This window comes from Porticoccus sp. (genome assembly GCF_041592135.1).
Classification (GTDB): Bacteria; Pseudomonadota; Gammaproteobacteria; order Pseudomonadales; family Porticoccaceae; genus Porticoccus.
In genome coordinates, this window is the sequence record NZ_JBFHQR010000167.1 from 1 (window position 1) to 4,311 (window position 4,311).

General features: G+C 62.7%; 4 protein-coding genes, 1 tRNA gene and 1 pseudogene. All 6 read left to right on the forward strand.

Annotated features, from left to right (window positions below):
• A pseudogene (locus ABY948_RS11430) lies at positions 1–594 on the forward strand (ATP-dependent zinc metalloprotease FtsH); the annotation flags it as partial.
• Positions 595–721: 127 nt separating this feature from the next.
• Complete coding sequence (gene folP / locus ABY948_RS11435) at positions 722–1,564, forward strand: dihydropteroate synthase (RefSeq protein ID WP_461482665.1); 843 nt, start codon at positions 722–724, stop codon at positions 1,562–1,564.
• A complete protein-coding gene (gene glmM, locus ABY948_RS11440; protein ID WP_461482666.1) occupies positions 1,561–2,901 on the forward strand; it encodes a phosphoglucosamine mutase in 1,341 nt (446 codons plus the stop codon). Before folP ends, glmM begins: the two co-directional genes overlap by 4 nt.
• 127 nt (positions 2,902–3,028) lie before the next feature.
• On the forward strand, positions 3,029–3,757 hold the full coding sequence (tpiA, locus tag ABY948_RS11445) for a triose-phosphate isomerase (RefSeq protein WP_461482667.1): 729 nt from the start codon (positions 3,029–3,031) through the stop codon (positions 3,755–3,757).
• Positions 3,758–3,778: 21 nt separating this feature from the next.
• Entirely contained in the window at positions 3,779–4,156 is a 378-nt protein-coding gene (gene secG / locus ABY948_RS11450; protein ID WP_461482668.1) for a preprotein translocase subunit SecG, read from the forward strand.
• Between the two features lie 12 nt (positions 4,157–4,168).
• A tRNA-Leu gene (locus ABY948_RS11455) sits at positions 4,169–4,253 on the forward strand.
• Positions 4,254–4,311 lie beyond the last annotated feature (58 nt).

Below are 4,311 nucleotides of genomic sequence, written 5' to 3' on the forward strand. Positions count from 1 at the left end.
CCTCGCGGCCGCGCCCTGGGTGTCACCCAGTTCCTGCCGGAAGAGGACAAATACAGCATGAGCCGCCGCCAGCTGGTGGGCCAGTTGTGCAGCCTGTTCGGCGGTCGGATCGCCGAGGAGTTGATTCACGGCGCCGATGGCGTCACCACCGGTGCATCCAACGACATCGAGCGCGCCACCCAGATGGCCCGCAACATGGTGGTGCGCTGGGGACTGTCCGACAAAATGGGTCCGGTGCTGTACGGCGAGGAGGAATCCCAGGTACCCGGTGCCGGCAACACCACCTATTCGGAGGATACCGCCCGGGAGATCGACGTCGAGGTGCGCCGGGTGCTGGACGAGTGCTATGCCCGCGCCAAGAAAATCCTCGAGGACAATATCGACGTGCTGCACGCCATGAAAGAGGCACTGATGGAGTACGAAACCATCGACTCCGAGCAGGTGGATGACCTGATGGCCCGCAAGCCGGTGCGCCCGCCCCACGACTGGCGCGACCATGATCTCGGCAGCCGTCCGGGTCCGGGCGGTGGCTCCCCCAAAGCCAGCGATTCCGATGATCGCGGCACCGTGGGTGGTCCCGCCAACGATCACTGATGTGAACCCCGGCCCGAGAGGGCCGGGGATACCCTCCTTTCCAGTCTGTGCCGACCCGTTTGCCCATGTCGAAACCTATCCTTTGCAGTGCTTCGCAGCCGGCGCCCCTGCCGGCAGGGCGGCACTGATGCAGTTTGGTCGCTTTCAGCTCGACCTCGAGGTCCCCAGAATCATGGGGGTGCTCAATACCACACCGGATTCCTTTTCAGATGGCGGCGCCCTGCACAGCGGCGACGGCCGGCTGGATTTGTCGCGGGTGTTGCAGCGGGTTGAAGCCATGTTGCTGGAGGGGGCGGATATTATTGATGTCGGCGGTGAATCCACCCGCCCCGGCGCAGCAGCGGTGCCGGTAGCAGAGGAATTGCGGCGCGTGGTGCCGGTGGTTGAAGCCATCGCCGAACGTTTTGCCGTGCCGGTGTCGGTGGATACCAGCACCCCGCAGGTGATGCTGGCCGCGGCAGCTGCCGGCGCCAGCCTGATCAACGATGTGCGCGCCCTGCGCCGCCCGGGGGCAATGGCCGCCGCCACTGAAACCGGTTTGCCGGTGTGCCTGATGCACATGGCGGGGGAGCCGGGGGAGATGCAGAACAACCCGGAATACCGGGATATTGTTGCGGAAGTCACGGCCTTTCTCATGGCGCGGCTGGCGGCCTGTGAAGCGGCCGGTATCGGCCGGGAACGGCTATTAATTGACCCGGGCTTCGGTTTCGGTAAGACCCTGGCTCACAACCTGGCGCTGTTGCGGGGCCTGCCGGCCTTGCTGGAACTGGGCCTGCCGCTGCTGATAGGCGTTTCGCGCAAATCCATGATCGGCGCCATCCTGGACAAACCGGTGGCGGAACGGATGGTGGGCAGCGTGGCCATGGCCATGCTGGCGGTGCAGCGCGGGGCGCGAATCATCCGCACACACGATGTATCGGCAACCGCCGATGCCCTGAAAATCATGACAGCGATCGAGAGACAAGCATGACAAGAACATTTTTCGGTACCGACGGCATCCGCGGTCGGGTGGGCATGCATCCCATCACTGCGGATTTCGTCCTGAAACTGGGCTGGGCCGCCGGCAAGGTGTTCAGCGAACAGACCAAGGGCCGCAAGCTGATTCTGGTGGGCAAGGACACCCGGGTATCCGGTTACATGTTTGAATCCGCCCTGCAGGCGGGACTGATTGCCGCCGGTGTCGATGTGGCGCTGCTCGGCCCCATGCCGACCCCGGCCATCGCCTACCTGACCCGCACCTTTCGAGCCCAGGCCGGCATTGTGATCAGCGCCTCCCACAATCCCTATTACGACAACGGCATCAAATTTTTCGGCGGCGACGGTTTCAAGCTGCCGGACGAAGTGGAGCTCGCCATCGAGCGCTACCTGCAAAACGAGCTGGTGACAGAAGACTCCAGCAAACTCGGCAAGGCGCACCGGGTGCCCGATGCGGCGGGCCGTTACATCGAGTTCTGCAAGGGCACGCTGCCTGCCGGCAGCAACCTGCTGGGCCTCAGGATTGTCGTCGACTGCGCCAATGGCGCCACCTACAACACCGCCCCCAATGTCTTCCGGGAGCTCGGTGCCGAGGTGGTGGAAATGGCGGTGGAGCCGGACGGCTTCAATATCAATGAAAACTGCGGTTCCACCAAACCGGCACTGCTGCAGGAAGCGGTGGCCCGCGAAGGCGCCGATATGGGTATCGCCTTTGACGGCGATGGCGACCGGGTGCTGTTTGTGGACCACAAGGGGCACATGGTGGACGGCGACGAGCTGCTGTTTGTGATCGCCAAACACCGCCACCAGCGCGGCGAGTGCAGCGGTGTGGCGGGCACCCTGATGAGCAACTTCGGCATGGAAACCTCCCTCAAGGAACTGGGCATTCCGTTCTACCGGGCCAAGGTCGGCGATCGCTACGTGATCGAGGCGATGCGCGAGCGCAAGTGGCAGCTGGGTGGCGAAAGTTCCGGCCATATCATCTGCAGCGACCTGACCACCACCGGCGACGGCGTGGTGGCCGCCCTGCAGGTGTTGCACGCCATGCGTGAAACGGACACCTCGCTGCACAAGTTGAAGAAGGGGATGAAAAAATACCCGCAAAAGATGATCAACGTGCGCATCAAGCAGAAATTCGACCTGGAGGATTTCCCGCGCATCCAGCAGGCGGTGGCAGAGGCCGAGCAGGAGCTGGCCGAGCGCGGCCGGGTATTGCTGCGGCCCTCCGGCACCGAACCCCTGGTGCGGGTGATGGTGGAAGGCGAAGACGCGCAGCTGGTGGACAGCCTGGTGAAAAAGGTCGCCGCGGTGGTGACGGAGCAAGTGGGCTGATGGCCGCAACCCGTCGCGGCCTTGCCATCGCCCCGGCGGGGCGGCAAATTGCCGGTGCGATCGGTTGTATGTTGGCGGCAACTTCGTTAAGATTGCGCCCCTTTTCAGGGCCGGGAAAACCTTAGTTATGCGTCGTCCCCTGGTGGCAGGTAACTGGAAAATGCACGGTTCGCGTGAGTCGGTTGCCGCCCTTGTGGCAGGCTTGCCACAGGTTCGTCTCGAGGTGGACGTGGCTGTTTTTCCGCCCTATGTGTATATCCCGCAGGTGCTAGAGGCCTTGGCCGATTCCGCCATTGGCGTGGGCGCGCAGAATGTCTCTGAACAGCGGCAGGGCGCCTACACCGGCGAAATCGCCGCGGACATGTTGCGCGATATCGGTTGCCGCTATGTGATAGTCGGCCACTCGGAGCGGCGCAGCCTCTACGGGGAAAGCGATCAGCAGGTGGCGGACAAATTCATTGCCGCCGGGACCGAGGGCCTGATCCCGATACTCTGTGTCGGTGAAACCCTGGTGCAGCGCGAACAGGGCGAAACCCTCGCGGTGATCGCCCGTCAGCTCGACGCGGTAATCGCGGCGGCGGGTCTTGAAGCGGTTTGCGCGGCGGTGATAGCCTACGAGCCGGTCTGGGCCATCGGCACAGGTAAAACGGCCACGGCAGAACAGGCCCAGCAAGTGCATTGGGCCATACGCCAGCGGCTTGGTGCGACGGGTGAAAATACCCGCCTGCTCTACGGTGGCAGCGTCAAGGCCGCCAATGCGGCAGAGCTGTTTGCGCAACCGGATATCGACGGTGCGCTGGTGGGCGGTGCCTCCCTGGACAGCGCCGAGTTCGGCGAGATTTGTAAACTGGCATAACCACAAACGCGAAGTGGGAAAATGGAAAAATTTATACTGATCGTTCACCTGTTGACCGCGCTGTCCATTATCGGACTGATCCTGGTGCAACAGGGCAAGGGTGCCGAAGCGGGTGCTTCCTTCGGCTCCGGCGCTTCGCAGACTGTGTTCGGCAGTGCCGGCAGCTGGGGCTTCTTCACCAAGGCCACCGCCATCATGGCGACGCTGTTTTTCATCACCAGCTTTACCCTGGCGGTGATGGCCAAGGACAGTGCCAAAGTCGGCGACAAGCTGTTGCCCGAACTGGAAGCCGTGAAACAGGCCATGGAAGCGGAAATTCCCGAGTCTGAGGCCATTGCCCCGGTCGAGGCGGAACTCCCCGCTGCAACGGATATCCCTCAGCCAGTAGAAACAGAGTAACAACCGTTTAATGCCCAAGTGGTGGAATTGGTAGACACGCTATCTTGAGGGGGTAGTGGCGTAAGCCGTGCCGGTTCAAGTCCGGCCTTGGGCACCATCTAAATGAAAAAGCCCCGACCGAAAGGTCGGGGCTTTTTCATTTATGTCAGTTTACA